1 protein-coding gene is annotated in these 342 nt (G+C 34.2%); it reads left to right on the forward strand.

Annotated elements, in window-relative coordinates; translation table 11 throughout:
- Positions 1 to 342: DUF7033 domain-containing protein (locus tag FUA24_RS10630; protein ID WP_394344199.1), on the forward strand; the 342-nt coding region annotated here is incomplete at both ends.

The following is a 342-nucleotide window of genomic DNA, read 5'->3' on the forward strand; positions in this document are numbered from 1 at the left end:
AGCATGTTTGTACGCGTGTTTTAGGTATAGATGTAGATTTTACAACAACTATTGAAAAATTTATAGCGCATGATAGCCTAAAAATGTCATATACCAAACAACAGTTAGGAAATGAGTTTTTTATAAAAAGTCATGAAATAATGTTTGAGCAAGGGTTGTCTGATATCAGTATAAACGTGCATGAATGGGAAAACACCAAATGCTTTTTTTATACAGGTGAAAAAAGCGCTATCCCTTTTGATATATTTTCGGCCGCATTTTACCTGCTTTCTCGTTATGAAGAGTATTTGCCACATGTAAAAGATGAATACGGCCGCTTTACAGCAACACAAAGTTTAGCGT

The sequence above is a fragment of the Seonamhaeicola marinus genome (assembly GCF_008085455.1).